This window comes from Brevundimonas sp. EU05-FHT14B07, from assembly GCF_058790795.1.
The window spans coordinates 571121-596227 of the sequence record NZ_JBYTCZ010000002.1 but is presented as its reverse complement, the minus strand read 5'-3'; the positions used below and the strand labels follow the sequence as shown (position 1 = coordinate 596227).

Below are 25107 nucleotides of genomic sequence, written 5' to 3'. Positions count from 1 at the left end.
CCGGCGTTTTGGCCCGGACGGTAGGAGATCAGATCGACGACCCGAAATCGGCGCCGTCAGTCTGGAGAACCCGAAATCGGCGTCCTCGGAAGCAAAGATGGGAACCGGCGAAGCGGCGTCAAGGGCGCCGCCCGCACGATTTTGCTTGCGTCAAATCCGCCTGTGTCTCGTGAAGTTCATTTGCGCGGGCGGCCCGTCTGCCTATGGAGAACGACCTGAACCTGGAGCCCTCGATCATGCGCCTTGCCGTCTACGGCCTCGCCGCCGTCCTGCTGTCCGCCGCCCCCGCCCTGGCCCAACAGTCGCCCCAGACGCAAGGCGCGTGGACGCCGCCGCGCTCGGCCCTGTCCAGCGCCATGCCGACCTTCTCCGACGACACGGCCTTGCAGAGCGCCATAGCCGCCGAGACCCGCCCCGCCGCCGACCGGGCGCGCGACGTCTATCGTCATCCGTATGAATCCCTGACCTTCTGGGGCCTGACGCCGGGCATGACGGTGGTGGAGATCGAGCCGGGCGGCGCCAGTTGGTGGCGGCACATCCTTGAACCCTATGCGGCGGCGACCGGCGGGCGTTATGTGCCGGTCAATCGCCCGCTGGAAAGCATGGGCGTGGCGGACGGAACCGCCGACTTCATCCTGGTGGCCCGCGCCTTCCACAACTGGTCGCGTAATGACCGGACCCAGCCGTATCTGCAGGCCTTCTTCAAGGCCTTGAAGCCCGGCGGCGTACTGGCCGTCGAACAGCACCGCAGCGCGGAGGGGCTGAATGTCGCTGACGTCGCCTCCACCGGCTATGTGCCTGAAAGCTATGTGATCCATGAGGCGCGCAACGCCGGCTTCGTGCTGGAGGCGCGCAGCGAGCTGAACGCCAATCCCAAGGACGATCACGATCATCCGTTCGGCGTCTGGACCCTGCCGCCCATCCGCCAGTCGGCCGCGCGCAACGATCCGTCCGGCCGCACCCTGACGCCCGAGGAACGCGCCGCCTTCGACGCCATCGGCGAGAGCGATCGTATGACCCTGCGTTTCCGCAAGCCCGAATAGGCCGTCTTGCGTTTTGACCGGACCTGCGAACCCGATTAAGCCCAAGGCGTCAGGGTGCGTCGGACGCGGGTCCCGGCGTCCTGCGGAGGTTTTGAATGGCTGATCGTCTGGCGAGCGCGAGCGGATTGTCGCGTCGGTTTCTGCTGAGCGGCGCTGCGGCGCTGGGGCTGACCGGCGTGGCGGCTTGCGGGCGCAAGGACGAGGCCGCAAAGACGCCCGCTGCGCCGCCCACACCTGCCGGGCCGCCGGAAGGCTCGCTGGAATGGGCAGTTGAGGGATCTTGGCGCTCGGCCCAGGACAAGGCGCGCGACGCCTTCCGTCACCCTATGGAGACGCTGCGGTTCTTCGGACTTCAACCCAAGATGACGGTGGTGGAGTTCTGGCCCGGCAGCGGCTGGTACACCGAAATCCTGGCCCCCTATCTGGCCAAGGGTGCGGGAACCTATGTCGCCGCCCTGTTCCCCGAGGGACCGACCGCCGATCCGGCGCAGGCCGTGCTTAACACCGCCTTCCGCAAGCGATTCTCCAGCGACAAGAAGCTTTATGGCGAGCCGCAGTTTTCGGTCTTCGGCGCGGGGTCCGGTCCGGTGATCGCGGCGGGTACGGCCGAGATGTGCCTGTTCATGCGGACCCTGCATGGCTGGATGGCGGCAGGCATTGCGGAAAAGGCCTTCGCCGACGCCTTCGCCGCCCTGCGCCCCGGCGGCATCCTGGGCATCGAACAGCACCGGCTGGCCCCTGCGCAGGATCAGGATCCGGTCGCGGCCAACGGCTATGTGCAGGAAGCCTTCGTACGCCAGTTGGCGGCCGAGGCGGGCTTCGTCTTCGTCGAGGCGTCCGAGATCAACGCCAATCCGGAAGACACCAAGGACCACCCGTTCGGCGTCGACACCCTGGCGCCCACGCGCCTGACGGCGCCGCGCGGCGAACCGGCGGACCCCGCCTTCGACCGCTCCAAATATGACGCGATCGGCGAGAGCGATCGCATGACCTTGAAGTTCAGGAAGCCCGAGTGAACCGCGCCCAAGCCTTCGCCGCCAACGCCCCGTTGATGGGGGTTCCCGGCGCCGCCCCGCCGCCCGGCGGAAAGGGCGACTGGTTTCGCGGCGCGGGCGGAATGCGCCTGCGCGCCGGGCTGTGGAAGCCGTCTCATCTCGCTGCGGACAAGGTGCGCGGCACCGTGGTGCTCAGCCCCGGCCGCACCGAGCCGATCGAAAAATACTATGAGGTGATCGGCAACTTCCTGGCGCGCGGCTGGTGCGTGCTGACCCACGACTGGCGCGGTCAAGGGCTGTCGGCCCGCCTGTTGCCCGACCGGCTGAAGGGTCACGCCCGTGCGGTCGAGGAGTTTCTGGACGACTACAACCGCCTGCTGAACGCCTATGAAGACCAGTGCCCCAAGCCGTGGATCATGGTCGGCCATTCGATGGGCGCCTGTCTAAATCTCTTGTCGCTGGAAAGCGGCGAGGACCGGTTCGCCGGCGCGGTCCTGTCCAGCCCCATGCTGCGCATCAAGACCGGAAAACGGTCGATGTGGTCGGTCAAGCTGGTGGTGCGCTGGAACATCCGCCACGGCCAGGCCGGCGACTATATCCTGGGCGACCCCGACGATCCGTTCGACCACAACTTCGCCGAGGACGCCCTGACCTCGGACGAGGCCCGCTATGAGATGTGGCGTCAGCAGCTTTACGCCTGCCCGCACCTGGCCATCGGCGGTCCCACCTACGGCTGGCTGGCCTTTGCGCTGGACGCCGGCGAGCGCGCGCTGAAGCCCAAGGCCCTGAAGGCGGTCAAGGCGCCGGTCGTGATCGTTCAGGCCAGCGCCGACGACGTGGTGTGGAAACAGACCAACCAATGGGCCGCCAAACGCATCCCGCGCGGCCGCTACGTCGAGGTCGCCGGCGCCAAGCACGAGGTCATCATGGAGGCCGACGACCTGCGCGCCGTCTTCCTAAACGAATTCGACGCCATGGCCGATGTGGTCGCGCCTGCGGCGGACGCGCTCACCGATCCGTCGGCGAGGACTGCAGACGTGGCGGCGGTTTGATCGTTTAGGCGGCGGTTTCGGCACGCCAGCGTCGGTCGATCGTTTGGGTGACGCCGCATAGCTGCAGGAAGGCGACGGCGACGCCGGGGCCGGTCTCGGCCTTGACCAGCAGCGGCAGAACGATCCACTCGAGCGGGAAGCGCATGACCATCACGTCGTCGCTGGCGCGCAGGTGCGGGCAGTATTTCATCGAGCGATCGACGCAGCGGCGGTGCAGGGGCGCGATCGAGCCGGCGTCGATCATCACCCGGTCGTCGGCGATGTCGGCGCGAACCTGACCGCCGCGCGCCCTGAGCTGTCCGGCGCATCGTCGCGCGGCGATCTGGGTCCAGCGATCGCCCTCCTCAGTCGGCTCGCCGCACATCGGACACAGCATGCGCGCGACTGTCAGGCGCTGTCGGACCAGATGGTTCTTCGAATATTGCGGCTTGCCACTGCCGGGTGCGCTGGCCTGCATCAGGGCGAGACGCCCGCCGACGGTTCGGCACGGTGCGGCGCCCGTAATCTCTTCGCCGCTCCAGCTCGTGACCCAGGGCACATCGACGCCGACAACCAGTTTGGACAGCCCAGCCATCGATATCCGTCCCCTCAACCGTCCGCACCCTGACGCCGTCTCCCGACCTGCGTCAATATGCGCCAGGCGAGAGGTTCAGGCGGCCGCGCGTTTCAGCGTTACCAGGGCCTGATCGATCAGTCGCGCGTCGCCGACGGCCAGGATCTGGCCCCTGTCGTCCGGCGCTGCGCCGCGCCAGTTCACGACCTTGCCGCCCGCCGCCTCGATGACGGGCACGAGGGCCGACCAGTCCCAGGGCTTCAGACTGGTTTCGGCGACCAGATCCATCTTGCCCGCCGCCACCATGGCGTAGGCGTAGGCGTCGCAGCCCAGGCGCGCCAGGCGCGCGGTCGCACGGACCTGGGTCCAGGCGCCCAGTTCCGCGCCGTTGAAGATGTCGGGGTCCGTGGTCGAGATGACGGCGTCGGTCAGCGTCTCGCAGGACCGCACGGCCAGCGGCGTCTCGACATCGCCGCTCAACAGGCGCGCGCCGGACGGACCCCCGATGAAGATTTCGTCCAGATAGGGCTGGGCGATGACGCCAACGGTCGGCTTGCCTGCCGTGCGAAGGGCGATCAGCGTGGTCCACAGCGGCAGGCCCGAGATGAAGGCGCGCGTGCCGTCGATGGGATCCAGCACCCAGACGTGCTCGGCGTCCGGACGATCCTCGCCATACTCCTCGCCGATGACGCCGTGGTCGGGATAGCGGGCGGCGATCAGGCGGCGGATGGCGGCCTCGGCCTGTTTGTCGGCTTCTGTGACGGGATCGAAGCCGGCCGCGCCACCCTTGTCTTCATGCCCGATGTCTGAGCGGAAAAAGGGCAGGGTCACGCGCGCGGCTTCGCGCGCCAGTTCGATGGCGAAGGCTTCGTATTCAGTCATGGGCCTCCCTTACCGCGCTTTCGTCGGCATGGGCGCCCCTTGAGACGTGCAGATCGGGGAGACGCGCAGATCAGGCGGCGGCCGCGTCGCCCGCATGCAGGGACTTGGCCAGATCCAGCAAACGCCGGCGGGGCCGTTCGTCCAGCTGATAGTAGGCCTGGATCAGATCCAGCGTTTCCTTGCGCGAAAAGACTTCGCCGCCCTTGGGCGCCGGCGCGTCGGCGTCCATTGCCTCGGCCAAGCCATCGTAGAAATAGGCGACGGGAGTTTCGAGCGCCTCGGCCAACTGCCACAGGCGCGCGGCGGAGATGCGGTTGGCGCCGCATTCGTACTTCTGGATCTGCTGAAAGCGGATGCCGACCTGAACGGCCAACTGCTGCTGGGTCAGGCCCAGCAGGCGGCGACGGCGGCGCAGGCGGCGGCCCAGATGAAGGTCGATGTCGTCGGCCATGACGGTGATCCTCGTCTCAACGTCTGTCCCGATGCGGGACGACACACGTCGATCACGGCAATCGCCGTGCCGGATCGCGCCTGACGCGAATTCGGCCTTATTGCGGCGAGGTTGGAACGAGGACGCAACCGTATGGCCCTAGCCGCATTTACTGCAACAGCTTGGCTTTTAAAGGAAGGAACCACAGCATGGGTCTCGGAATCATTGGTTGGCTCGTCATCGGCATCGTCGCCGGCTGGCTGGCTGAAAAGGTCATGGGTCGCAATCACGGCCTGCTGACGAACCTGATCGTCGGCGTCATCGGCGCTCTGCTCGGCGGCTTCATCTCGAACAACGTCTTCGGCACGCCGGTTGGCGGCTTCAACTTCGTCACCCTGATCGTGGCGTTCCTGGGCGCCTGCCTGCTGCTGTTCCTTCTGGGACTGGTCAAGCGTCGCGCTTGATCCGACAGTCGGTCGATAAGGAAAAGGGCGGCTCTTACGAGCCGCCCTTTTTGCTGCGCCACTGTCCGCTGGGTTGCGGGCAGTTGAAAGGGCGGCCGGGAAACCCGGCCGCCCTTGGTCATTCAGCCCGAGAGGCTGTCTTACTGCGGCTCGGTCGGAGCCGGCGTCGCGCTGTCCGGAGCCGGGGTCGCGGGTTCGGTGGTCGCCGGATCGGTCGGCTCAGTCGCAGGCTCCGCGGTCGGCGCGGGCACGGCGGCCGGATCAGCGGCGGGGGCCGCCGGAGCGCCGGCGATCGGAGCGGCGGCGTCGAACTCGGCCTTGGTGTAGGCCACCACGACGCCGGTTCCTTCCTGACGGATGCCGCTAAGCGGCACGGCGCGAAGCTGGCCGTCGGCGCCGCGAACGGTGAGTTCCTGCTTGCCTTCGGCGTTGTTCTGAACGCCTTCCAGCTTGCCCAGCTCGCCATCAGGACCGGAAACGCTCGATCCGGGGTTCAGCGACAGCGATTGCTGCGAGGACGCAGCGGCGGCAGGCGCGGCGGCGGGAGCGGGCGTGGTTTGTTGCGCCAGAGCCGGCGCGACGGTCATGAAAGCGGCGGCGGCGCCAGCCAGAAGAGCGGTCTTGATATTCATGGGTCATCCCCAGTTGCACGGGCCCGACGCCCGCACCCCTATATACTCGCTCTGTTACGGATTGTTTCGTGTGCCCCGAAATGACCTTGGCAGCGCCCCGGATGGACGATTCTTGGTCTATGTTCGGGCGATCCGCGATTCGAGAGGCCACGTTTGTCCAGCCGCCCCCGGCACACATCCGGTCTGATCCGCCGACTGGCGGGCCTGGCCTTCGAACTGACGCCTCAGATCTTTGCGGTGCTGGCCTTTGGCGCAGGCGCGCTGATGCTGGCCTCTGCGGTGACGCCCGAGTTCGACAGCCGGCTGCGTCAGCTGACAGGTGTCGTCTCTCCGATCCTGATCGATCTGTCGCACTTTGTCGGCAGCATCGCCGGATTTCTGCTTCTGCTCTTGTCGGCGGGTCTATGGCGGCGTCGACGCGGCGCCTATTGGGCCGCCCTGCTGGTCCTGGCGGCCGGGGCGGTGTTTTCGGTGCTGAAGGGTCTGGATTGGGAACAGGCGACGGATCTGCTGGTCGTCGCCGCGCTTCTGGCGCCGTGCCGCACGGCCTTCAATCGGCGCTCGCGGCTCAGCGAGCCGCTACGGCCCAGCTGGCTGTTGCTGCTGACGGCGGTGGTGGCGGCCATGCTGTGGCTGGGCTTCTTCGCCTATCGCGACGTCGCCTATAATGACGAGCTGTGGTGGCGCTTCCTGAGTGATCGCCAGGCGTCCGGCTTCCTGCGGGCCGGGCTGGTTCTGGCGATCCTGACGCTGGTGGTGGCCGGCCGCTCGCTATTGAGCTCACCCGGCGCCCACAGTCACGGCCCGGCCAGCAAGGCCGACATCGATCGCGCGCTCCAGGCGCTGCAGACCGCCGATACGGCCACGCCCGAGGCCTGGCTGGCCATGCTGGGCGACAAGGCGCTGATGTTCAGCCCGTCGGGTTCCAGCTTCCTGGCCTATCGCGTGCGGGGGCGGCGCTGGATCGCCATGGGCGAACCGGCAGGGCTCAAGAGCGAACGGCTGGAGTTGCTGTGGTCCTTCGCCGAGATGGCCGACAGCTACGGCGGGGCAGCGGTCTTCTATTCGGTCAGCGAAGAGGTGCTGGGCGATCTTGCGACCATGGGGCTGGCGGTGCGCAAGGTCGGCGAGACGGCCGTGATCGACGCCCACCGCTTCTCCATCGAGGGCAAGGGCAAGCAGAACCTTCGCACAGCTATCAATCGCGCCGAGCGTGAAGGCTCCTCGTTCGAGGTTCTTCCGTTCGGTTCGGCCGCAGCGATCGCGGACGAGCTGCGCGAGATTTCGGACGCCTGGCTGGCCATACACGAGGGCTCGGAGAAATCCTTCTCCTTGGGGCGCTTCGACGTCGACTATCTGGACCTGACGCCGCTGGCGGTGGTCAAGGAGGGCGGCCGCATCGTCGCCTTCGCCAATCTGCTGACCTCGCCGGACGAAGCGGCGGTGGATCTGATGCGCCATCGGCCGGACGCGCCGCATGGGGTGATGGACTATCTGTTCATTCGCTGCGCCCAGTGGGCCAAGGCGGAAGGCCTGGCCAGCTTCGATCTGGGCATGGCCCCGCTGGCTGGGCTGGAGGATCGTCGCATCGCGCCGGTCTTCGCTCGCGTCGGCGCCCTGGTGTTCGAAGAGGGCGGGGCGCTCTATGGCTTCCAGGGTCTGCGCAGCTACAAGGCCAAGTTCGGCCCGGACTGGCGCTCGCGCTTCATCGCAGCGCCGGTTTCGACGCCGCTGCCGCTGGCCTTGCTGGACGTCGCTCTGCTGACCAGCGGCGGCTGGCTGGGAATGCTGGGGCTGAAGAAGGCCTAAGTCAGCAGCGCCTTCAGCACGCCGTCCAGCACCGGGCGGCCGCGCTCGGTGGCGATCAGTCGCTCGGCCTTCAGCATCAGGAACCCGTCGGCGATCAGGTCCGCGACCGGCGCGCGTTCTGCCGACAGGCCGAGCGCCGACAGCAGGGCGATAGGCGCGCCTTCGGTGGTGCGCAGGGCCAGCAGCAGCCGTTCTTCGGCGGCGTCGGCCGCAGTCTGGGCATCGCGCTCGGACCAAGGCGTGCGGCCCGAAACGCCCGCCACATAGTCGGCGATGCGTCGGTGGGCGACGGTCGCGGTCCTGACGCCGTCCAGCGTCAGCCGGCCATGGGCGCCGGGGCCAAGTCCCAGATAGTCGCCGCCGCGCCAGACATGCAGATTGTGCGACGACCGGGCGGCGGGACCGCGCGCGTGGTTGGACACCTCATAGGCTTCGAAGCCGGCGGCCGAAAGGATATCTTGGGTGGTTTCGTAGAGGGATGCGGCCCGGTCCTCATCCGGCGGGGTCAAGGTTCCGCGTACGAAGGCCCGGCCAAAGGCGGTCGTCGGCTCTATGGTCAGCTGGTAGGGCGAGACGTGTTCGAAACCGAGCGCCAGCGCCGCCGTCAGTTCGGCGGCCCAATCTTCAGGCGTCTGGTCCGGTCGGGCGTAGATCAGGTCGATGGACAGACGGTCGAAGGCGCGGCGGGCCAGATCGACCGCGCGCAGGGCCTCGGCCGCCGAATGGTCGCGACCCAGAAAACGCAGGGCGGCGTCGTCCAGCGCCTGAACGCCCATCGACAGGCGGTTGATTCCGGCGTCGGCCAGGGCGGCGAACCGGCCGGCCTCGGCGTCCGTGGGATTGGCCTCCAGCGTGATCTCGATGTCGCCGGCGGGCGGGAACAAGTCGCGGGCCGCCGCCACGATTCGCGCGACGGCGTCGGGCGCCATCAGCGACGGCGTGCCACCGCCGAAGAAGATCGAGGCCAGGCGACGCGGACCTGTCAAATCTCTCTGGGCGCGCAGATCGGTCAGGATCGCCTCGACCAGCCCGGCCTGTTCCTCGGTGCGCCCGCGATCGCGCACGACGTTGAAGTCGCAGTAGGGGCAGATGCGCGCGCAATAGGGCCAGTGGACGTAGAGGCCGATGTCCGATCCCGGATCAAGAGGATCAGTCAATCAGGGCCGCTCTCAGCTTGGCGAAGGCGACGGTGCGGTGGCTGATGGCGTCCTTGGCCGCCGGCTCCATCTCGCCAAAGGTCCGGTCGCCGCCAGTCGGAATGAAAAGCGGGTCGTAACCAAACCCCCGATCCCCGCGTGGGGGGAAGGTCAGCTGGCCGTGAACCTCGCCCTGCACCACCACACAGGGGCCGTCCGGCCAGGCGACCGCCAGAGCCGAGGTGAACCAGGCGGTGCGGTCCGTCGCGCCGATCTCTTCCAGCCGCTCCTCGACCTTCTTCATGGCGACGGCGAAATCCTTGCCCGGCCCGGCCCAGCGCGCAGAGAAGATGCCCGGCGCGCCATCCAGCGCCGCGACCGACAGGCCGGAATCGTCGGCCAGCGAAACCTCGCCCGACAGTTCCGCCGCGTGGCGCGCCTTCAGCATGGCGTTGCCGGTGAAGGTGCTCTCCGTTTCGTCGGGTTCGGGCAGGTTCAGCTGGCCGGCGGTGACGAGTTCGTAATTTCCGCCGAGTAGCGCCGAGATTTCGGGAACCTTACCGGCGTTATGCGTCGCCACGACGATCCGCATCCCTTTGATAAGCTTGAGATTCATCGTCGATCACACTCCTGAAACAGTCTATTGCCAAAGTTTAATATCGTTAAACGATATGTAACGTGCCTTTTTCGCCCGCACGGCCTATCTATTGATCGTCAGGAACGAGGTCGCAGCGTTCAGGACTTCCGGAAAACCGGGAACGATCATGCGGCTAACAAATCCAAACGGCGATAATCGCCTAAACAAGAAAGACGGAGAACCACAATGCATACGATGAACACCTCGATGTGGCTCGACAAGGTCGGCGCTGCTTTTGTCAGCACCGTTCTGATCGCCGCCCTGCCCACCGCCCTGGTCGTCACCCTGTTCCAAGCCCTTTGATCCCTCTCTTTTCGATCACTGGAGCTTTGACGACCTGCATGAAGACCGCGATGTATAGAGCCGCGCGCGGGTTCGCCGGACCCCGCGTGGCCATCGCCCCGCCTTCCCCGGCTTGAGATCAAAAAGACCATGCGCCTGCCCCTGCCGCCGAATCCGCTGAAGCGAGGCGAGGCAAGCGTTCCGAACTGGCTGGGCGCGCCGATCAAGGCGCTCGGCCCGGGTTCGGTGTCCAGCGTGTTGAAGGTGGTTCTGGACGTCGCCTATATCCTTCTCTGGCTGATCACCGGCGTGCTGCTGCTGCTGGTCATCGCCGCGATCTTCATTCCCCTGGACAATGTGAACATCACCGTCAGCGGGGATTCCGGCGGCAAGCAACTGCCGCTGACGCGCACCCTGCTGCTATTCGGTTTGGGCGCCGCGACCGCCTATTTCGGCGGGTTCATGCTGATCCTGCGCAGCCTGCGCCGCATCATCCGCACCCTGACCATGGGCGACCCGTTCCAGCCCGATAATGTGCGCCGTCTGCGCCAGATCGGCCTGACCCTGGCGGTCGTAACCGGCGGCGTCTGGGTGGCTCAAGGCTTCGTCGCCAAGCGGCTGGCGCCCGGCGTCATGGATCCGCAGGGCTTTGGCGAACTGCTGACGCCCATCTTTTCCGTGCTTATCGTCTTCGTGCTGGCGGAGGTGTTCCGCGAAGGCGCGCGCCTGCGTCGCGAATCCGAACTGACGATCTGAGCCGTTTCGAAGTAGGATTTCCGCATGGCCATCCGCGTCCAGCTCGACCGCGTTCTCGTGGAACGCCGCATGTCGTTGACCGAACTCGCCGACCGGGTCGGGGTGACGGTGGCGAACCTGTCGATCCTGAAGACCGGCAAGGCGCGCGCGGTGCGGTTCTCGACCCTGGACGCCCTGTGCCGCGAGCTGGACTGCCAGCCCGGTGACTTGCTGGCGCACGAGCCTGGTCCCGGCGACACCATCGAGGACGACGGCGAGGCATGAGGCGAAAGGGCCCGAGCCGTGACGAAAACGGACTGACGCCCGAAGACCGTCGCATCTGGACCCGCGTGGCCGGATCGGTCGTGACGCCGAGGACGCGCAAGGCAGTCCGCGTCACGCCCGGCGCCGAAACGCCGCCCGAGATCGTGGTGACGCCGATCGAGCGCCCGCGCCCCCTGATCAAGGCGTCTCCCAAACGCACCGCTGTCGCGCCGCCGGCGGAAAAGCGACCCTCGCCGAACAAGCCCAAGTCCGCGCCCGAGGATCTGGAGCCGCGCCGCAAGCAGCGGCTGTCGCGCGAACGCGATCCCATCGAGGCGCGCATCGACCTGCATGGCTTTGGCCGGTTCGAGGCTGAGGATCAGCTTCGAGGCTTCTTGAGATACTGCCAGGCGCGCGGAATGCGGGCGGTGCTGGTCATCACCGGACAGGGTCGGATGGGCGGCGGGGTGATCCGCTCGGCCTTTGCGGAATGGATGCATTCGCCCGCACTGCGCGGCGTGGTGTCGGGCTTCACCATCGCCCACCAGAAGCACGGCGGAAACGGCGCCTTCTACGTCACCCTGAAACGCCGGACCTGACGCTCACGAAAAAGGCCGGACCCGCGCTGGCGGACCCGGCCTTTCGAACAGCGGCTTTGCTCTGTCCTATTTGGCGGCGATGGCGCCGGCCAGGATCACGTCGATCTGCTTGCCCATATGGTCCGACAGGGCCTGCGCGTCCCATTCGTCATAGGCGGCGCGGCGGTAGTTCGACAGATAGGCGTCCCAGATCAGCTCGACCAGCAGACGGCTGTCGGCGTCCTTGGACAGTTCGCCCTTGGCCACCGCATCCTGAAGGATGTTGCTGATGGCGAGCAGCAGGTTCTTGGTCGCGGCGCGGGCGCGCATTTCGGCGGCCAGGGGCTGGAACCACGAGCGGGCGACGATGGCCTGGAACAGGGGCAGTTGGTCCAGCGACGAGTGATAGCCGGCGCTCAGCGCGCTGACGAGGCGCTGGCGGACGGGCTCGCCTTCAGGCGCCGCGGCCTCGACCACCTCGGCCAGACGCGTCATGTCCTCGGTCAGGACGGCTTCGAACAGCTCGGCCTTGTCCTGGAAGTTGGCGAAGACGGCGCCGGTGGACATGCCCGCGCCCTTGGCGATGTCGCGGATCGTGGCGGGCTCATAGCCGCGCTCGGCGAAGAGCGAGCGGGCGGCGTCCAGAACCTTTTGTCGCGTGCGGATCTTGGCGGCCTGGCGGCGGTTCAAGCGGGGCTCGACAGCGAGGGAGGCGACGGTATCTGTCATATAATCAGGCTTTTACTCTACTTTCGGTCTCTGGTCGGGGCGAGCCCGGCATCGACCTCGAATGAATGTCTGAGCCCTTGGATCGAACCGAAAGGGCGCTTCTGCTCCGCAGATGCAGTCATGGAGAGGCGCGCTTGCATCACGGAACCATGACGAAAATGGGTCCGGCGACGGTCTGTAAGGGGCTTCCCTTACTCCGGCGCGGGGTCGATCCGCGCCGAGCGTAGCGTGCGGCGCAGCGCGCGGCTGGGCCGATTGCGACGCTCGATCGGGATGGCCGACTGGAACGCCTTGCGAAACTGATCGCGACGTTCGTGGACCGAGGCGAGCACTAGGCCCATGGGCACGCCCAGATCGACCAGGGTGTTTTCGGCGAGCTGCAGACTGGCCTCGGTCGTCTCCGGCACGGCGTCGGTGACGCCCAGTCCATACAGCCGAATGGCGTGCTGGTCGTCGCGAGCGCGGGCGATCAGGATCAGGTCGTCGCGCATCGACCGCGCCGTGGTGACGACTTCGTCCACCTTGGTCGGCGCGTCCATGGTGACGATCAAGGCGCGGGTGGACTGGACGCCGCAGTGCTGGAGCATCTCGCGCCGCCCCGCATCGCCATAGAAGACATCGAATCCGTCACGTCGGCCCTTAGCGACGGCGCCCGCATCGGTGTCCAGGGCGATGAAGGGCTGATCGTGCGCCTTCAGCATTTCCCCGATCAACCGGCCGACGCGCCCGAAGCCGACGATGATGACCGCGCCGTCGGCCGCCTCCAGCTTTGGAAGCTCGACAGGCTGGCCTACGGCGGACGACTTGCGCGCCAGCTTCTGACCCAGCAGGGCGAGCAGGGGGATCGAAAAGATGCTGACGGTCGCCGACAGGGCCACGGTGTTGGTCAGCTGCGGCGGCGCGAGGCCTTCGACCAGGCCGGTGGCGAAGACCACGAAGGCGAACTCGCCCGCCGGCGCCAGAACGAGCGCCGTCTCCAGCGCCGGGCGGGCGCCCAGGCCCCAGAAACGCGCCAGGCTGAAAATGACGCCGGTCTTCAGGACCGTGAGGGCCAGGGCCAGGCCGAAGACGCCGACCGGATCGGCGGCGATGGCGTCCAGGTCCAGACCCAGGCCGACGCCGACGAAGAAGACGCCCAGCAGAAGCCCCTTGAACGGTTCGATGGAAACCTCGACTTCGCGCCGGAACTCTGTCTCGGCCAGCAGCACGCCGGCCAGAAGCGCGCCGATGCTCATCGACAGGCCGCTGGCCTGGGCGGCGAGACCGGCCCCGACCACCACCAGCAGGGAGGCGGCGACGAACAGTTCCCCGCCTTGGTCGGCCTTGCGCGCCTTGGCCACCGATCGGAACATCGGCCGCAGCACCACGCGTCCCAGCAGCACCATCAGACCCAGGCCGATGGCGGCCGGAACCAGGGTGAACAGGGCGCGACCCAGAATGGCCGGATCCAGCGCGCCGCCCTGCTGGGCTAGCGCCGCCAGGACGGTGACGGTGATCAGGATCGGGGCGACCGACAGATCCTGAGCCAGCAGGATGGCGAAGGTGGAACGGCCGACCGTCCCCTTCAACCGCCCTCGCTCGGCCAGTACGGGCATGACCACGGCCGTCGAGGATAGGGCGAGGCCCATGCCCAACACGACGGCGCTGGCCAAGGTCTGTCCCATCAGCATGAAGCCGCCCGCCAGCACGGCGGTGCAGACGACGACCTGCATCAGCCCCAGGCCGAACACGAGCCGACGCATGGCGCGCAGCCGCTCCCACGACAGCTCCAGACCGATCATGAACAACAGGAAGGCGACGCCCAGTTCCGACAGCTGCGCCAGTTGGCCCGGATCGCCGATGGTCAGCCACGACAGCCAGGGCAGGCTTTGCGCGAACCGGCCCAGGCCGTCCGGTCCCAGCAAAACGCCCGCAGCGAGGAAGCCCAGGACGGGGCTGACCTTGAGCCGATTGACCAGGGGCACGATGACGCCGGCGGCCGCCAGAAAGACCACCAGATCCTTATAGTCACCGCCCTGACCGTGCATCCGCCCTCCTCGCGTCGGCGTATCTGACCCTGATCCCGGCGCTGTGGCGAGAGGCCGCATCGGAATCATGAACTTTTTTTAAGGCGACACCCCCCCTCGCCGGACTAGGGTCTGCGCCGAACCATCCAAATGCCGGGTGGGAACAGGGACATAGTGATGAAACGTCTGCTTATCGGGGCCGCCGTCGGCGCCCTTCTTCTGCCCGCCAGCTCGGTTCTGGCTCAGGATATCGGTCACGACCACGCCTGCATCGACGACGCCTGCACCATCGTTTCGCTGTTCTCGGGCGAAGAGACGGCAGCCGGTTGGCAGGGCGCCGACGCGCCCCGCTACGGAACCTGGGGCTTCGACATGGCCGGCCGTGACACCTCGGTGAAGCCGGGCGATGACTTCTTCCAGTACGCCAACGGCAAGGCGCTGGAAAAGCTGGTCATTCCGTCGGACCGCACCAGCTATGGCTCGTTCGCCTTGCTGCGCGAACTGTCGGACAACCGCATGAAGGAACTGGTGCTGGGCCTGGCCAACCGCACCGATCTGGCGCCCGGATCGGATGAGGCCAAGGTCGCCGACGCCTATCGCTCCTACATCGACGAGGCGCGCATCGAGCAGTTGGACGCCCAGCCGCTGCAGCCCTATCTGGCCGCGATCCGCGCCGCCGACAGCCACGACAAGATGGCCGTCTATATGGGCCAGACGGCCGGCCGCTTCGGCTCGTCCTTCTTCGGCACCGGCATCACGATCGATTCCAAGCAACCGACCCGCTACGTCGTCTCGACGGGCCAGTCGGGCATCGGCCTGCCGAACCGCGACTATTATCTGGACGCCCGTTTCGCCGACAAGAAAGAGAAGTATCAGGCCTATGTCGGCCGGATGCTGGAGATGATCGGCTGGACCAACCCGACCGAGACCGCCGCCCAGATCGTCGCGCTGGAAACCAAGATCGCCGAGGCCCACTGGACCCCGGTGGAGAACCGCAACCGCGACCGGACCTATAACGAGTTCACCATCGCTAAACTGGCCGAGGACGCGCCGGGCTTCGCCTGGCAGGCCTACTACGATGCGGCCAAGCTGGGCGGCGTGCCGCGCCTGATCGTGCGCCAGGACACGGCCATGCCCAAGATCGCGGCCATCTACGCCGAGACGCCGGTCGAACTGCTGCAGGCTTGGCAGGCCTTCCACACCGCCGACGACATGGCGCCGCTGATGTCCAAACGCTTCGCCGACGCACAGTGGGAGTTCCGTTCGCGCGATCTGTCGGGTCAGCCTGAGCAGCGCACCCGCGAAAAGCGCGCGATCTCCTTCGCCGAAGGATCGCTGGGCGAGGCCACGGGCCGGCTCTACGTCGCCCAGTATTTCCCGGCCGAATCCAAGGCCAAGATGGAAGAGCTGGTCGCCAATTTGCGCACCGCCCTGTCGCACCGGATCGACAACCTGACCTGGATGGGGACCGAGACCAAGGCGGCGGCGCAGGAGAAGCTGCGCAAGTTCACCGTCAAGATTGGCTATCCCGACAAGTGGCGCGACTACTCCGGCCTGGACATTCGTGCGAACGACCTGGTCGGCAATGCCGAACGCCGCGGCCTGTTCGAGTGGAACTATGATCTGGCCCGTCTGAACGAGCCGGTCGACAAGTCGGAGTGGGGAATGACCCCGCAGACGGTGAACGCCTACTATAACTCGGCCAACAACGAGATCGTCTTCCCGGCCGCCATCCTGCAACCGCCCTTCTTCGATCCAAATGGCGATGCGGCGGTCAACTATGGCGGCATCGGCGGCGTGATCGGGCACGAGATCGGCCACGGCTTCGACGACCAGGGCTCCAAGTCCGATGGTGACGGCGTGCTGCGCAACTGGTGGACGCCGGAAGACAAGGCCAACTTCGAGGCCCTGACGGCGCGTCTGGGCGCGCAATATGCGACCTACGAGCCAATCGCCGGCTATCACATCAACCCTGGCCTGACGATGGGCGAGAACATCGGTGACGCGTCTGGCGTGGCCGTCGGTCTTGAGGCCTATCACCTGTCGCTGAACGGTCAGCCGGCGCCGGTTCTGGACGGCGCGACCGGTGACCAGCGCTTCTTCTACGGCTGGGCTCAGGTCTGGCAGTCGAAGTACCGCGACGAGGCGCTGAAGCAGCAGGTCGCCACCGACCCGCACTCGGCCGCCCAGTTCCGCGTCATCGGCCCGCTGCGCAACGTCGACGCCTGGTACGACGCCTTTGACGTTCAGCCGGGCACGAAATACTATCTGACGCCCGAGGAACGCGTCCGCCTCTGGTAGGGCGACGCTTGTTCGAGAATGGAAAGGCCGGGGTTCGCCCCGGCCTTTTTCATATCGAGACCGGGCTGCTTAATTTCGACGCCGTATCGAGAATTTATTGAGGTTTCATGGGCGTTTGTCTGGGCGCCAGACGCGAAAAAGCCCGCTGCGGGGGATACATCGCAGCGGGCTTTCGCGCTCTTTAAAGAGCGGACGTTTCCTCCCCGAAACGCCTTCGAGTGCTGCGCGCTTGAGCAACGCTTGCCCTCGAGTGAGGTCATTTGACGCAAGGGCCGGTCGGTCGTCAACGGCCGGTTTCACAAGAGTCGAACTTTCTTCGACTTATCACTGATAACCCATTTCAGGGACGGGTCATTATCGAAGCTTATTCGATAATGGACTTTATGGCGGCGACCAGGCCTTCGCGGGCGATCTTCATCTGGCCGGGGCGGTCGGCCTTCCAGGCGTCGTTGTCCGTGATGGCGGCGGCGGCGGCGCGGCCGGCGTCCAGATCCTTGATCGTGACCTCGCCGGCGGCGATCTCGTCTCCGCCCAGGATGACGACAGCCGGGGCGCCGCGCCGGTCGGCGTATTTCATCTGCGCCTTCATGCCGGCGCGACCCAGATAGAGCTCGGCGGCGATCCCGGCGGCGCGCAGTTCGGCGACGGCGGTCAGATAACGAGCCATGTCGTCCTCGGAGAAGACGATGACGACCACGGGGCCGCGCACGGCGTCCTCGGCTCCACGTCCCGCCGCGCGCAGGGCCGAGGCCAGACGCGAGACGCCGAAAGAGAAGCCGGTCGCCGGCGTGCTCTGACCGGTGAAGCGGGCGACCAGATCGTCATAGCGGCCGCCGCCGCCGATCGAGCCGAAGCGGACGGGACGACCCTTGTCGTCAACCGTGTCGAGCAGCAGCTCGGCCTCGAACACGGCGCCGGTGTAATATTCCAGGCCGCGCACGATGGTCGGATCGAACTTCACGGCGTCCTGACCGACCGACATGGCCGCCAGCGCCCGGTCTATGGCGGCCAGTTCGTTCAGCGCCGCCTCGCCCGCCGCGCCGAGGTCGCCGGAGCGCGCGACGGCGTCCAGCGTCTCGGCCCGCGACAGGCCAGGGGTATTGGCCGAGGCCAGAAACGCCTCAATGGCGGCCGTGACCTTGGCGGGCAGCTGGGCGCCCTTGGTGTAGTCGCCCGAGTCGTCCAGACGCCCTTCACCCAGCAGCTGGACCACGCCCTCCCAGCCCAGGCGGTCGAACTTGTCGATGGCGCGAAGCGCCGTCAGTCGCTGACCGGCCTCGGTCACGCCGCCGGCGTCGAACAGCCCGTCGAACAGCTTGCGGTTCGAAACGCGGATCTGGGCCTGGCCGGCGTCCAGCCCGGCGGCGCGCAGGCCTTCGCAGCCCATGGCGATGATTTCGGCGTCGGCCTCGGGCCGGTCCGAGCCGACGGTGTCGGCGTCGCATTGCCAGAACTCGCGGAAGCGGCCGGGGCCGGGCTTTTCATTGCGCCAGACGGGACCGTAGGCATAGCGGCGGAACGGCTTGGGCAGGGTCTCCCAAGTCTGGGCCGCGAATCGGGCCAGGGGCGCGGTATGATCGTAGCGCAGGGCCATCCATTCGCCCGGCTCGTCTGATCCGGCGTCGTCCTGTAGTGCGAAGACGCCCTCGTTCGGCCGATCGGCGTCGGGCAGGAACTTGCCCAGCGCATCGGCATATTCGAAGGCTGGCGTCTCCAGCGGCTCGAAGCCCCAGCGCTCGTAAACCTCGGACACGCGCGCGACGATGCGCCGCTCGGCGGTCAGGTCGCGGCCGCGCTTGTCGGCGAAGCCGCGCGGGTTGCGGGCGAGGGGGCGGGGAGGCGCGGCGTCGGTCATGGCGCGCGCTTAAGCCAAGGGGGGATCGATCGCAAATTCTCCCATCAAGGCGGTGCAGGCGTCGTGGCCTCCTGCGTCGCACAATGTTTTGTTCCTAAAGGCAAAATGTCGAGTTCGAAGGAACCGAAAGGGGCAATGTTTCGTTGATGGCGCATGACGCCCCACGCCCTTCTCGTTCCGCGCACATGCAACACCTCCGATCGCCGCACGATCCGGTGGTGGGAGTGCGAACTGATCGATGACGCCGGATCGCGTCGCTTGCAGAACCAGGCCTTCTTCTCGATCCGTGAAGCCCGGTCCTGGGCGTCGGCGCAGGGCTATCCCGTCAGCGACGACGCCGCCGCTGCGGCCGAGCTTTGATGTCCGAGGCGGCGCCGAGCGGCATTCTGACCGCCGAAGCTTTCGATACGCCCCGTATCCTGCTCGCCGGCGCGGTCGATTACGCCATGTACGACCGCTTCCGCCAGCAAATGGCGGAAGCGCCAGACACCGGGCTGACCGTCATCGAACTGTCGACCCTGGGCGGTGATCCGGAGGTGGCGCGCATGATGGGCGAGGACGTGCGCTTTCAAAGCGACATCAACCCTTCCCGCCGGTTGGTCTTTCTGGGCAAGGCGGCGATCTATTCCGCCGGCGCCACTTTCATGAGCTTCTTTGCCGTAGAAAACCGCTATCTGACGCGCGGCGCCCGGGTGATGATCCACGAGCGCAAGATGGACACGCAACTGCATGTCACGGGGCCGCTGACGACCTGCATCGCCTCGGTTCGCGCCATGCTCAACGAACTGGAACACTCCATCGCCATCCAGAACGAGGGTTTCGAAAACCTGGTGCGCGGATCGTCGGTGACGATGGAGGAAGTGCTGAAACGCGCCCCTGCCAACTGGTATATCGAGGCCCAGGAGGCAAAGGCTCGCGGTCTGATCGCCGAAGTGATCTGACCCGCCCACCGGATCAGGCTTGGAGCGTTTCCACGGTCAAATTTCCGTTGGTGTAGACGCAGATTTCGGCCGCGATTTTCATGGCCTTGCGTGCGACCTGGTCGGCGTCCAGATCGGTTTCCTCGATCAGGGCGCGGGCGGCCGACAGGGCGTAGTTGCCGCCCGAACCCACGGCGGCGACGCCATATTCCGGCTCCAGCACATCGCCGACGCCCGTCACGGTGAAGATGGACGACTTGTCCGCCACCAGCAGCATGGCCTCCAGCCGGCGCAGATAGCGGTCGGTGCGCCAGTCCTTGGCCAAGTCGACGCAGGCGCGCGCCAGCTGATCAGGATACTGTTCCAGCTTGGCCTCAAGCCGTTCGATCAGGGTGAAGGCGTCGGCCGTGGCGCCGGCGAAGCCAGCCAAGACCTTGCCGCCGGCCAACGTGCGCACCTTGCGGGCGGCGCCCTTGACGATGGTCGGGCCCATTGAGACCTGGCCGTCGCCGGCGATCACGGTGCGTCCGTTTTTGCGCACCGCCAGAATGGTGGTGCCGTGCCAGTCGGGGAAGTTGGATGCGGTCTGGGTCATGACGATCAGATGGCGCGGCCGGAGGCCGGCATCAAGTCTGTCGCGCCTTGGTGTAACGCTGTCTTATTTTGACCCCAATATTGGCTAGAAGGCGCAATCCGCTTTCGCGGTTCTTTGCAATCGAGGGCCAGGTTTTGCTTTATCGCGTCGTTTTCGTGAGTGAAATGATCGGTGGTGCGAACCACACGACCCAATCGCTTGCCGAAATCCTCGGGGCGTCAGAGCGAAACAATCGCCGCGACGAGATCGGCAGCGCCATGCTGTTCCACGAGGGCGAGGCGGCCCAGGTCATCGAGGGCGCCCGTGCGGACCTGGATCGCTTGATGTTTCGCCTCTGGAAAGATCCGCGTCATCACAACATTCGCGTCCTGGATGATCGACCCGTCATGCAGCGGCGGATGCGCGAACCCGCGCGGCTGTGCGCCCTCAGCACCCAGCAAGCCGCCGACATTCTGCGCGGACGGCGCCTGAGCGATCTGTCCAGCGCGGGTCTGGAAAAGCTGCTGTCGTGCGAACACGTCCGGATGGCCGCTTAAGGCGACAGGCGACAGGCCCCTCGCGCCGGAACCTCTGTGGCGCTAGATAGGGCGGTGATCTTTCCCGAAGACGAAGTCGAACGCTATGCGCGCCATCTGGTCCTGTCCGAAGTCGGCGGACCGGGGCAGCAGGCGCTGAAGCGCGCGCGGGTGCTGATCGTCGGGGCGGGCGGCGTGGGATCGCCGGCGGCGCTCTATCTGGCGGCGGCGGGTGTCGGGGCGCTGGGCCTGATTGACGACGACGTGGTGGGCCTGTCCAACCTTCAGCGGCAGATCGCCTTTTCGACGGCGCAGGTCGGCCGGTCAAAGGTCGAGGCGGCGGCGGAACGGCTGGTCGGCCTCAATCCGCATGTCGCGATCGAAACCTTCGCCGAGCGGATCACCGCCGAGAATGCGGCGGCGCGGATCGAAGCCTTCGACATCGTGTTGGACGGGACCGACGATTTTCAGACCCGGCTGTGGGTCAATGCGGCCTGCGTTGCGGCGGGCAAGCCGCTGGTGTCGGGCGCGCTTGGCCGCTGGAACGGGCAGGTCGGGGTGTTTTCGGGCCAGCCCTGCTATCAATGCCTGGTGCCCGAGATCCCGCCGGATGCGGAGACCTGTGCGCGCGTCGGCGTCGTGGGCGCTCTGACCGGCGTGATCGGGTCGATGGCGGCGCTTGAGGTCATCAAGCTGATCACCGGCGCGGGCGAGGCCCTGACGGGACGGCTGATGCTGTATGACGGTCTGGCGGCCTCGGCGCGGACCGTGCGGGTCGCCGCTGATCCGGAATGCCCGGTCTGCGGCGGCTGACGATCAGGCGGCCGTCGCGAAACGGATGTCGGCCAGATCCAGGTCGGCCAGATCCAAGTCAGGCAGCGGCGGGGCAAAGCCCAGCGCCGGGTTGCTGAGCACCGTCACCAGACGCTCGCCGCAATAGAGATACAGGGTCTCGAACCCGACCCAGTTGCGGGCGATCGCCTCCAGCGCCTGATTGGCCGCCGTGTCGTTCGCCGCGTCGAGGACGCAGATGTCCCGCACCGGAACGCCGGGCAGGTTGACGATGCAGTAGTAGGAGTCCAACGCACACTTCCTCGATCAGGACGCCGGAAACGAAGCGCGTTTACGACGGTTCCTCCCCTGCCAGCGGTTTTCGACAGCCGTGTGAGTTCGGTCCGACAGACTTGTGAAAAGGAGGCCTGATGGCCCGACGTCCCGCCTCGCCCAAACGGCTGAACGCCGCAAATCTCAGCGGCTTAGGGGCTGAGCGTCTGGGCGAACTGCTGATGCAGGCGGCGGATGCGGATGCGATCCTGAAGCGGCGGCTCAGGCTGGTGATGGCGGCCGAGGCGGGGCCGGACCTGCTGGCCCTGGAAATCGACAAGCGCTTGATGACCATCGCGGCCAGCCGCGCGCGCGTGTCGTGGCGAAAGCGGCCGGACCTGCTGCGCGATCTGGAAATTCTACGGGCTGCAATCGTCGAGGATTTGGCCGAGGCCGCCCCGGCGATGGGATTGGAGCGATTGATCGGCTGGTTCGATCTGTTTCGCGGCCTGGCGTCGCGGGTCAAGGATCAGAAGGGCGAACTGGCCGACGCGTTCGAGACGGCGGCCCCGGATTTGTGGCGGATCGCCGAGGCTGCGGTTCGGACGAACGAAAGCACAGTGGGTCTGATGGCGGAGGCGGTGGCGCGACAACCGCTCGAATACGCCCGCTGGATAGGGGCCGGCGGCGACGATCTGACGGCGGACCTAGGCAAGAGGCTGCTGGGTCGTCTCGATACTGCATCCACCGCGCGCGGTATGCGGACGGTCGTCCGACGGCTGGCCGACCGGGCGGGCGATCTGGACCTGTGGCTGTCGATGACGACGCCGGAGGAGCGAGGTTCGCCGGATTTTGCGGCGGTGATGGCCAAGCGGCTGCTGGTCGCTGATCGCATTCCAGAAGCGCGTCAGGCGCTGGAGGCGGCGCTCAAGCCTTCGGCGGGCAATCGGAGATGGACCTTCGGCCGGTCGCCGCAGGCCGGACCGCCGGTCCTGACGCCAGCATGGGAGGCGACCTCGATCGACCTTTTGGAAGCCGAGGGCCGCAAGGACGAGGCGCAAGACCTGCGCTGGGCGATGTTCGAGCGCGACCTGTCCGCGCCGGTGCTGCGGGCCTATCTGGCGCGTCTGCCGGACTTCGACGATGTGGAGGCGCTGGACCGCGCCCTGGCCCATGCCGCGACCTATGCCGATGTCGAGACGGCGATGGGGTTTCTGATGGACTGGCCCGCACACCGCGAGGCCGCCGCCCTGGTCGAGCGCCGCATTCGCGAGGTGCGCGCGCCGCTGCCGCTCAAGGCCGACTGGGCGGCGCGGCTGGCGCAAAAATATCCCGATGCGGCCGAGCGGTTGCTGGCTGCGCCCTAAAGCATCGCCGGCCTAGAGCATTGCCGGGATGACGCGATCGGGCGGGCGGTGGCCGTTCTGGTAGGTCATGACGTTGGCGATGACGCGGTCGCCCATGTCCTGACGCGCTTCCAGGGTGGCGGACCCCAGGTGGGGCAGCAGCACGACATTGGACTGGCCCAGCAGGCCATGATGGATCGCGGGCTCGTTCTCGAACACGTCCAGGCCGACGCCGGACAGGGCGCGCATAGCCACCGCCTGGGCCAAGGCCGCCTCGTCGATCAGCTCGCCGCGGGCGGTGTTGATCAGGATGGCGTGGGGCTGGAGCCGAGCCAACCGCTCGGCCGACAGCAGATGGTGGGTGTCCTTCGTCGCCGGACAGTTCAGCGAGACGATGTCCATCCGCGCCAGCATCTGGTCCAGGTCGTCCCAGTAGGTCGCGCCCAGTTCTTCTTCGATCAGGGCCGGGACGGGCTTGCGATTATGATAGTGGACCTGAAGCCCGAAGGCCTTGGCGCGCCGGGCCAGGGCCTGGCCGATCCGGCCCATGCCGACGATGCCCAGCCGCTTGCCCCACAGCTTGCGTCCGCACATCCAGGTCGGGGTCCAGCCCTCGAACCGGCCTTCGGCCACCACCTGCGCGCCCTCGACGATGCGGCGGCTGACGGCCAGGATCAGGCTCATGGCCAGGTCGGCGGTGTCCTCGGTCAGGACGCCGGGCGTGTTGGTCACGATGATGCCGCGCGCCACGGCCGCGTCGACGTCGATATGGTCCACCCCGGCGCCGAAGTTGGCGATCATCTTCAACTGCTCGCCTGCGCCATTGATCAGGTCGGCGTCGATGACGTCGGTGATCGTGGGCACCAGAACCTCGGCGCGCTGGACGGCGGCCTGCAACGCGGCGCGGTCCATCGGCTGATCCTTCAGGTTCAGCTCGGCGTCGAACAACTCGCGCATCCGCGTTTCGACCGCGTCGGGCAGGCGTCTGGTTAATACGACCTTAAGCTTGCGGGGGGACATTCTCGGCCTTGGTTAGCGGGCGGCGATTCAGACGGATCAAAGCCCGCGCGACGGGTCGTTCCAATCAGTGTCTAGCAAAGCCGCCGCCATCTTCCAAAGCCTGCGACGCCGCATCGCCATCGTTGGAGCCATTCTCGGCCTCGGCGTGATGGCGAGCGCCGGCGCGACCATGCCCGACGGCCGCCCGACGCCCACGGGGCTTGAGGTGCCGCGCTGGATTTCGCTGAAGTCCTCGCACGTCCGCGCGCGCCAGGGGCCGGGCCTGGATTATCCGATCCTGTGGGAATACCGGGCCGCCGGCCTGCCGGTTCAGGTGATTGCCGAGACGACGGAATGGCGCAAGATCTGCGATCCTGACGGCGCAGTGGCCTGGATCCACCGCACGGTGTCGTCGGGCCGGCGCTATGTCTTCAACACGACCGCCGAGGAAGTGCCGATCCGCTCGGGCCGATCTGAGACGGCGTCGGTGCGCGCGCGCCTGTCGCCACGCGCCCTGGTGATGCTGGACGAATGCGAAGAGGGCTGGTGCAAGGTCCGGGCGCGACGACTGGAGGGTTTTGTGGCCCAGCGGGCGGTGTTCGGAACCCAGGAGCGGGCGCTGTGCAACGCCAATCGCCCCGCAGGCACGGGGCGCAACTGACCGCACGCTGTTGAGCGAAGCGGCGCGGTCGTGTAACCCGCGCGCAACGTCTCAAGAAACGGAAGCGCCTTGACCCAGTCCCAATATCCTTCGTCCTTCGATCATGAGGCCCTGCTGGCCTCGGGCCGCGGCGAGCTGTTCGGTCCCGGGAACGCCCAGCTGCCCGCCCCGCCGATGCTGATGTTCGACCGCATCACCACGATCAATGCGGACGGCGGAGAGCACGGCAAGGGCTATGTCGAGGCCGAACTCGACATCCATCCCGACCTCTGGTTCTTCCAGTGCCACTTCATCGGCGACCCCGTTATGCCGGGCTGCCTCGGCCTGGACGCCATGTGGCAGCTGGTCGGCTTCTATCTGGGCTGGATCGGCGGTCCCGGTCGCGGCCGCGCCCTGGGCGTCGGCGAGGTCAAGTTCACCGGCCAGGTCACCCCGGACATCAAGAAGGTGGTCTATAAGATCAACCTGAAGCGCGTCATCAACCGCAAGCTGGTCATGGGCATCGCCGACGGCGTGCTGGAGGCCGACGGCCAGGTCATCTACACCTGCAACGACATGCGGGTCGGCCTGTTCGGCGCCAAGGATGAGGCGGCGGGCGGTTAACGCCCCTATATAACCGCGAACAAGGCGGACGGTCCTCGGAC

28 protein-coding genes and 1 pseudogene are annotated in these 25107 nt (G+C 66.9%); 16 read left to right on the top strand and 13 right to left on the bottom strand.

Annotation, left to right across the window (positions count from 1 at the left end):
* The first annotated feature begins 236 nt into the window (after nucleotides 1-236).
* The 3 genes from AC3WRC_RS07060 (at nucleotide 237) to AC3WRC_RS07050 (ending at nucleotide 3090) form a co-directional block, all read left to right on the top strand.
* Nucleotides 237-1043 carry a class I SAM-dependent methyltransferase gene (locus AC3WRC_RS07060; RefSeq protein ID WP_492303365.1) on the top strand — a complete coding sequence of 269 codons (807 nt, stop codon included), beginning with the start codon at nucleotides 237-239 and terminating at the stop codon, nucleotides 1041-1043.
* A gap of 95 nt (nucleotides 1044-1138) precedes the next feature.
* Entirely contained in the window at nucleotides 1139-2059 is a 921-nt protein-coding gene (locus AC3WRC_RS07055; RefSeq protein ID WP_492303364.1) for a class I SAM-dependent methyltransferase, read from the top strand.
* Complete coding sequence (locus AC3WRC_RS07050) at nucleotides 2056-3090, top strand: alpha/beta fold hydrolase (RefSeq protein ID WP_492303363.1); 1035 nt, start codon at nucleotides 2056-2058, stop codon at nucleotides 3088-3090. The genes AC3WRC_RS07055 and AC3WRC_RS07050 overlap by 4 nt, the downstream gene beginning before the upstream one ends.
* 4 nt (nucleotides 3091-3094) lie before the next feature.
* On the opposite strand, the gene AC3WRC_RS07045 is transcribed toward AC3WRC_RS07050, so the two are convergent.
* The 3 genes from AC3WRC_RS07045 to AC3WRC_RS07035 all read right to left on the bottom strand — a co-directional run bounded on the left by AC3WRC_RS07045 (nucleotide 3095) and on the right by AC3WRC_RS07035 (nucleotide 4976).
* Nucleotides 3095-3664, bottom strand: coding sequence for a hypothetical protein (locus AC3WRC_RS07045; RefSeq protein WP_492303362.1), 570 nt, complete (start codon nucleotides 3662-3664; stop codon nucleotides 3095-3097).
* Nucleotides 3665-3739: 75 nt separating this feature from the next.
* Nucleotides 3740-4525 carry a histidinol-phosphatase gene (hisN, locus tag AC3WRC_RS07040; protein ID WP_492303361.1) on the bottom strand — a complete coding sequence of 262 codons (786 nt, stop codon included), beginning with the start codon at nucleotides 4523-4525 and terminating at the stop codon, nucleotides 3740-3742.
* A 70-nt stretch (nucleotides 4526-4595) separates the two neighbouring features.
* The gene (locus tag AC3WRC_RS07035) at nucleotides 4596-4976 is read right to left on the bottom strand and encodes a helix-turn-helix domain-containing protein (RefSeq protein WP_492303360.1); all 381 of its coding nucleotides are present in this window, start codon (nucleotides 4974-4976) and stop codon (nucleotides 4596-4598) included.
* A 188-nt stretch (nucleotides 4977-5164) separates the two neighbouring features.
* On the opposite strand from AC3WRC_RS07035, the gene AC3WRC_RS07030 reads away from it, so the two are divergent.
* The gene (locus AC3WRC_RS07030; RefSeq protein WP_039243891.1) at nucleotides 5165-5419 is read left to right on the top strand and encodes a GlsB/YeaQ/YmgE family stress response membrane protein; all 255 of its coding nucleotides are present in this window, start codon (nucleotides 5165-5167) and stop codon (nucleotides 5417-5419) included.
* Between the two features lie 140 nt (nucleotides 5420-5559).
* On the opposite strand, the gene AC3WRC_RS07025 is transcribed toward AC3WRC_RS07030, so the two are convergent.
* Entirely contained in the window at nucleotides 5560-6051 is a 492-nt protein-coding gene (locus AC3WRC_RS07025) for a hypothetical protein (protein ID WP_492303359.1), read from the bottom strand.
* A gap of 153 nt (nucleotides 6052-6204) precedes the next feature.
* Here AC3WRC_RS07025 and AC3WRC_RS07020 point away from each other — a divergent pair, with 153 nt between their 5' ends.
* Nucleotides 6205-7860, top strand: a complete 1656-nt coding sequence (locus AC3WRC_RS07020; protein WP_492303358.1) for a GNAT family N-acetyltransferase — start codon at nucleotides 6205-6207, stop codon at nucleotides 7858-7860.
* Here AC3WRC_RS07020 and hemW read toward each other — a convergent pair.
* Both hemW and rdgB read right to left on the bottom strand, forming a co-directional pair.
* Nucleotides 7857-9017, bottom strand: coding sequence for a radical SAM family heme chaperone HemW (hemW, locus tag AC3WRC_RS07015; RefSeq protein ID WP_492303357.1), 1161 nt, complete (start codon nucleotides 9015-9017; stop codon nucleotides 7857-7859). The genes AC3WRC_RS07020 and hemW overlap by 4 nt on opposite strands.
* On the bottom strand, nucleotides 9010-9612 hold the full coding sequence (rdgB, locus tag AC3WRC_RS07010) for an RdgB/HAM1 family non-canonical purine NTP pyrophosphatase (protein WP_174086445.1): 603 nt from the start codon (nucleotides 9610-9612) through the stop codon (nucleotides 9010-9012). Before rdgB ends, hemW begins: the two co-directional genes overlap by 8 nt.
* 453 nt (nucleotides 9613-10065) lie before the next feature.
* On the opposite strand from rdgB, the gene AC3WRC_RS07005 reads away from it, so the two are divergent.
* Genes AC3WRC_RS07005 through AC3WRC_RS06995 form a run of 3 tightly spaced genes read left to right on the top strand, consistent with a single transcriptional unit; the run spans nucleotide 10066 to nucleotide 11513 of the window.
* A complete protein-coding gene (locus AC3WRC_RS07005; protein ID WP_055807460.1) occupies nucleotides 10066-10671 on the top strand; it encodes a DUF2975 domain-containing protein in 606 nt (201 codons plus the stop codon).
* A 24-nt stretch (nucleotides 10672-10695) separates the two neighbouring features.
* Nucleotides 10696-10935 carry a helix-turn-helix domain-containing protein gene (locus AC3WRC_RS07000; RefSeq protein ID WP_017504942.1) on the top strand — a complete coding sequence of 80 codons (240 nt, stop codon included), beginning with the start codon at nucleotides 10696-10698 and terminating at the stop codon, nucleotides 10933-10935.
* The gene (locus AC3WRC_RS06995; RefSeq protein WP_492303356.1) at nucleotides 10932-11513 is read left to right on the top strand and encodes a Smr/MutS family protein; all 582 of its coding nucleotides are present in this window, start codon (nucleotides 10932-10934) and stop codon (nucleotides 11511-11513) included. The genes AC3WRC_RS07000 and AC3WRC_RS06995 overlap by 4 nt, the downstream gene beginning before the upstream one ends.
* Here AC3WRC_RS06995 and AC3WRC_RS06990 read toward each other — a convergent pair.
* From AC3WRC_RS06990 to AC3WRC_RS06980, 3 genes and pseudogenes are all read right to left on the bottom strand, one after another.
* A pseudogene (locus AC3WRC_RS06990) lies at nucleotides 11486-11587 on the bottom strand (hypothetical protein); the annotation flags it as partial. The gene AC3WRC_RS06995 and the pseudogene AC3WRC_RS06990 sit on opposite strands and share 28 nt — an antisense overlap.
* The gene (locus tag AC3WRC_RS06985) at nucleotides 11580-12221 is read right to left on the bottom strand and encodes a TetR/AcrR family transcriptional regulator (protein WP_039243898.1); all 642 of its coding nucleotides are present in this window, start codon (nucleotides 12219-12221) and stop codon (nucleotides 11580-11582) included. The gene AC3WRC_RS06985 and the pseudogene AC3WRC_RS06990, both read right to left, overlap by 8 nt.
* Before the next feature lie 191 nt (nucleotides 12222-12412).
* On the bottom strand, nucleotides 12413-14248 hold the full coding sequence (locus AC3WRC_RS06980) for a cation:proton antiporter domain-containing protein (protein WP_492303355.1): 1836 nt from the start codon (nucleotides 14246-14248) through the stop codon (nucleotides 12413-12415).
* A 156-nt stretch (nucleotides 14249-14404) separates the two neighbouring features.
* Between AC3WRC_RS06980 and AC3WRC_RS06975 the strand changes: the two genes are divergently transcribed.
* A complete protein-coding gene (locus AC3WRC_RS06975) occupies nucleotides 14405-16528 on the top strand; it encodes a M13 family metallopeptidase (protein ID WP_492303354.1) in 2124 nt (707 codons plus the stop codon).
* A 364-nt stretch (nucleotides 16529-16892) separates the two neighbouring features.
* Here the strand turns inward: AC3WRC_RS06975 and hisS are convergent, their stop codons facing one another.
* Entirely contained in the window at nucleotides 16893-18383 is a 1491-nt protein-coding gene (gene hisS, locus AC3WRC_RS06970; RefSeq protein WP_492303353.1) for a histidine--tRNA ligase, read from the bottom strand.
* A gap of 153 nt (nucleotides 18384-18536) precedes the next feature.
* On the opposite strand from hisS, the gene AC3WRC_RS06965 reads away from it, so the two are divergent.
* Both AC3WRC_RS06965 and AC3WRC_RS06960 read left to right on the top strand, forming a co-directional pair.
* Nucleotides 18537-18743, top strand: a complete 207-nt coding sequence (locus tag AC3WRC_RS06965) for a hypothetical protein (protein ID WP_055754345.1) — start codon at nucleotides 18537-18539, stop codon at nucleotides 18741-18743.
* Nucleotides 18743-19324, top strand: a complete 582-nt coding sequence (locus AC3WRC_RS06960; RefSeq protein ID WP_492303352.1) for a ClpP family protease — start codon at nucleotides 18743-18745, stop codon at nucleotides 19322-19324. The genes AC3WRC_RS06965 and AC3WRC_RS06960 overlap by 1 nt, the downstream gene beginning before the upstream one ends.
* Nucleotides 19325-19337: 13 nt before the next feature.
* Here the strand turns inward: AC3WRC_RS06960 and hslV are convergent, their stop codons facing one another.
* Nucleotides 19338-19898 (bottom strand): ATP-dependent protease subunit HslV, encoded by a 561-nt coding sequence (gene hslV / locus AC3WRC_RS06955; RefSeq protein WP_492303351.1) that lies wholly within the window; start codon nucleotides 19896-19898, stop codon nucleotides 19338-19340.
* Nucleotides 19899-19966: 68 nt separating this feature from the next.
* Here hslV and AC3WRC_RS06950 point away from each other — a divergent pair, with 68 nt between their 5' ends.
* Nucleotides 19967-20434 (top strand): BLUF domain-containing protein, encoded by a 468-nt coding sequence (locus AC3WRC_RS06950; protein WP_492303350.1) that lies wholly within the window; start codon nucleotides 19967-19969, stop codon nucleotides 20432-20434.
* A 54-nt stretch (nucleotides 20435-20488) separates the two neighbouring features.
* Entirely contained in the window at nucleotides 20489-21226 is a 738-nt protein-coding gene (locus tag AC3WRC_RS06945; protein WP_492303349.1) for a HesA/MoeB/ThiF family protein, read from the top strand.
* 3 nt (nucleotides 21227-21229) lie between these two features.
* Here the strand turns inward: AC3WRC_RS06945 and AC3WRC_RS06940 are convergent, their stop codons facing one another.
* Entirely contained in the window at nucleotides 21230-21496 is a 267-nt protein-coding gene (locus AC3WRC_RS06940; protein WP_354073930.1) for a hypothetical protein, read from the bottom strand.
* A gap of 119 nt (nucleotides 21497-21615) precedes the next feature.
* Here AC3WRC_RS06940 and AC3WRC_RS06935 point away from each other — a divergent pair, with 119 nt between their 5' ends.
* The gene (locus AC3WRC_RS06935) at nucleotides 21616-22824 is read left to right on the top strand and encodes a DUF6880 family protein (RefSeq protein WP_492303348.1); all 1209 of its coding nucleotides are present in this window, start codon (nucleotides 21616-21618) and stop codon (nucleotides 22822-22824) included.
* 12 nt (nucleotides 22825-22836) lie between these two features.
* On the opposite strand, the gene AC3WRC_RS06930 is transcribed toward AC3WRC_RS06935, so the two are convergent.
* Nucleotides 22837-23823, bottom strand: coding sequence for a 2-hydroxyacid dehydrogenase (locus AC3WRC_RS06930; protein WP_026108384.1), 987 nt, complete (start codon nucleotides 23821-23823; stop codon nucleotides 22837-22839).
* Between the two features lie 67 nt (nucleotides 23824-23890).
* Between AC3WRC_RS06930 and AC3WRC_RS06925 the strand changes: the two genes are divergently transcribed.
* A complete protein-coding gene (locus tag AC3WRC_RS06925; protein ID WP_235551295.1) occupies nucleotides 23891-24463 on the top strand; it encodes an SH3 domain-containing protein in 573 nt (190 codons plus the stop codon).
* Nucleotides 24464-24532: 69 nt separating this feature from the next.
* Nucleotides 24533-25066: a 3-hydroxyacyl-[acyl-carrier-protein] dehydratase FabA gene (gene fabA / locus AC3WRC_RS06920; protein ID WP_055754351.1), complete on the top strand. Its 534-nt coding sequence runs from the start codon at nucleotides 24533-24535 to the stop codon at nucleotides 25064-25066.
* Nucleotides 25067-25107 lie beyond the last annotated feature (41 nt).

What these genes read in the sequence shown, in the direction of transcription:
- AC3WRC_RS06980 (WP_492303355.1), bottom strand. Translation starts at nt 14,248, where the DNA reads ATGCACGGTCAGGGCGGTGACTATAAGGATCTGGTGGTCTTTCTGGCG.
- AC3WRC_RS06930 (WP_026108384.1), bottom strand. Translation starts at nt 23,823, where the DNA reads ATGTCCCCCCGCAAGCTTAAGGTCGTATTAACCAGACGCCTGCCCGAC.
- AC3WRC_RS07060 (WP_492303365.1), top strand. Translation starts at nt 237, where the DNA reads ATGCGCCTTGCCGTCTACGGCCTCGCCGCCGTCCTGCTGTCCGCCGCC.
- hisS (WP_492303353.1), bottom strand. Translation starts at nt 18,383, where the DNA reads ATGACCGACGCCGCGCCTCCCCGCCCCCTCGCCCGCAACCCGCGCGGC.
- AC3WRC_RS07005 (WP_055807460.1), top strand. Translation starts at nt 10,066, where the DNA reads ATGCGCCTGCCCCTGCCGCCGAATCCGCTGAAGCGAGGCGAGGCAAGC.
- AC3WRC_RS06960 (WP_492303352.1), top strand. Translation starts at nt 18,743, where the DNA reads ATGTCCGAGGCGGCGCCGAGCGGCATTCTGACCGCCGAAGCTTTCGAT.
- hisN (WP_492303361.1), bottom strand. Translation starts at nt 4,525, where the DNA reads ATGACTGAATACGAAGCCTTCGCCATCGAACTGGCGCGCGAAGCCGCG.
- AC3WRC_RS06995 (WP_492303356.1), top strand. Translation starts at nt 10,932, where the DNA reads ATGAGGCGAAAGGGCCCGAGCCGTGACGAAAACGGACTGACGCCCGAA.
- AC3WRC_RS07030 (WP_039243891.1), top strand. Translation starts at nt 5,165, where the DNA reads ATGGGTCTCGGAATCATTGGTTGGCTCGTCATCGGCATCGTCGCCGGC.
- AC3WRC_RS06935 (WP_492303348.1), top strand. Translation starts at nt 21,616, where the DNA reads ATGGCCCGACGTCCCGCCTCGCCCAAACGGCTGAACGCCGCAAATCTC.
- AC3WRC_RS06985 (WP_039243898.1), bottom strand. Translation starts at nt 12,221, where the DNA reads ATGACAGATACCGTCGCCTCCCTCGCTGTCGAGCCCCGCTTGAACCGC.
- AC3WRC_RS06965 (WP_055754345.1), top strand. Translation starts at nt 18,537, where the DNA reads ATGACGCCCCACGCCCTTCTCGTTCCGCGCACATGCAACACCTCCGAT.
- hslV (WP_492303351.1), bottom strand. Translation starts at nt 19,898, where the DNA reads ATGACCCAGACCGCATCCAACTTCCCCGACTGGCACGGCACCACCATT.
- AC3WRC_RS07025 (WP_492303359.1), bottom strand. Translation starts at nt 6,051, where the DNA reads ATGAATATCAAGACCGCTCTTCTGGCTGGCGCCGCCGCCGCTTTCATG.
- AC3WRC_RS06975 (WP_492303354.1), top strand. Translation starts at nt 14,405, where the DNA reads ATGAAACGTCTGCTTATCGGGGCCGCCGTCGGCGCCCTTCTTCTGCCC.
- AC3WRC_RS07035 (WP_492303360.1), bottom strand. Translation starts at nt 4,976, where the DNA reads ATGGCCGACGACATCGACCTTCATCTGGGCCGCCGCCTGCGCCGCCGT.
- AC3WRC_RS07045 (WP_492303362.1), bottom strand. Translation starts at nt 3,664, where the DNA reads ATGGCTGGGCTGTCCAAACTGGTTGTCGGCGTCGATGTGCCCTGGGTC.
- AC3WRC_RS07055 (WP_492303364.1), top strand. Translation starts at nt 1,139, where the DNA reads ATGGCTGATCGTCTGGCGAGCGCGAGCGGATTGTCGCGTCGGTTTCTG.
- AC3WRC_RS07000 (WP_017504942.1), top strand. Translation starts at nt 10,696, where the DNA reads ATGGCCATCCGCGTCCAGCTCGACCGCGTTCTCGTGGAACGCCGCATG.
- rdgB (WP_174086445.1), bottom strand. Translation starts at nt 9,612, where the DNA reads ATGAATCTCAAGCTTATCAAAGGGATGCGGATCGTCGTGGCGACGCAT.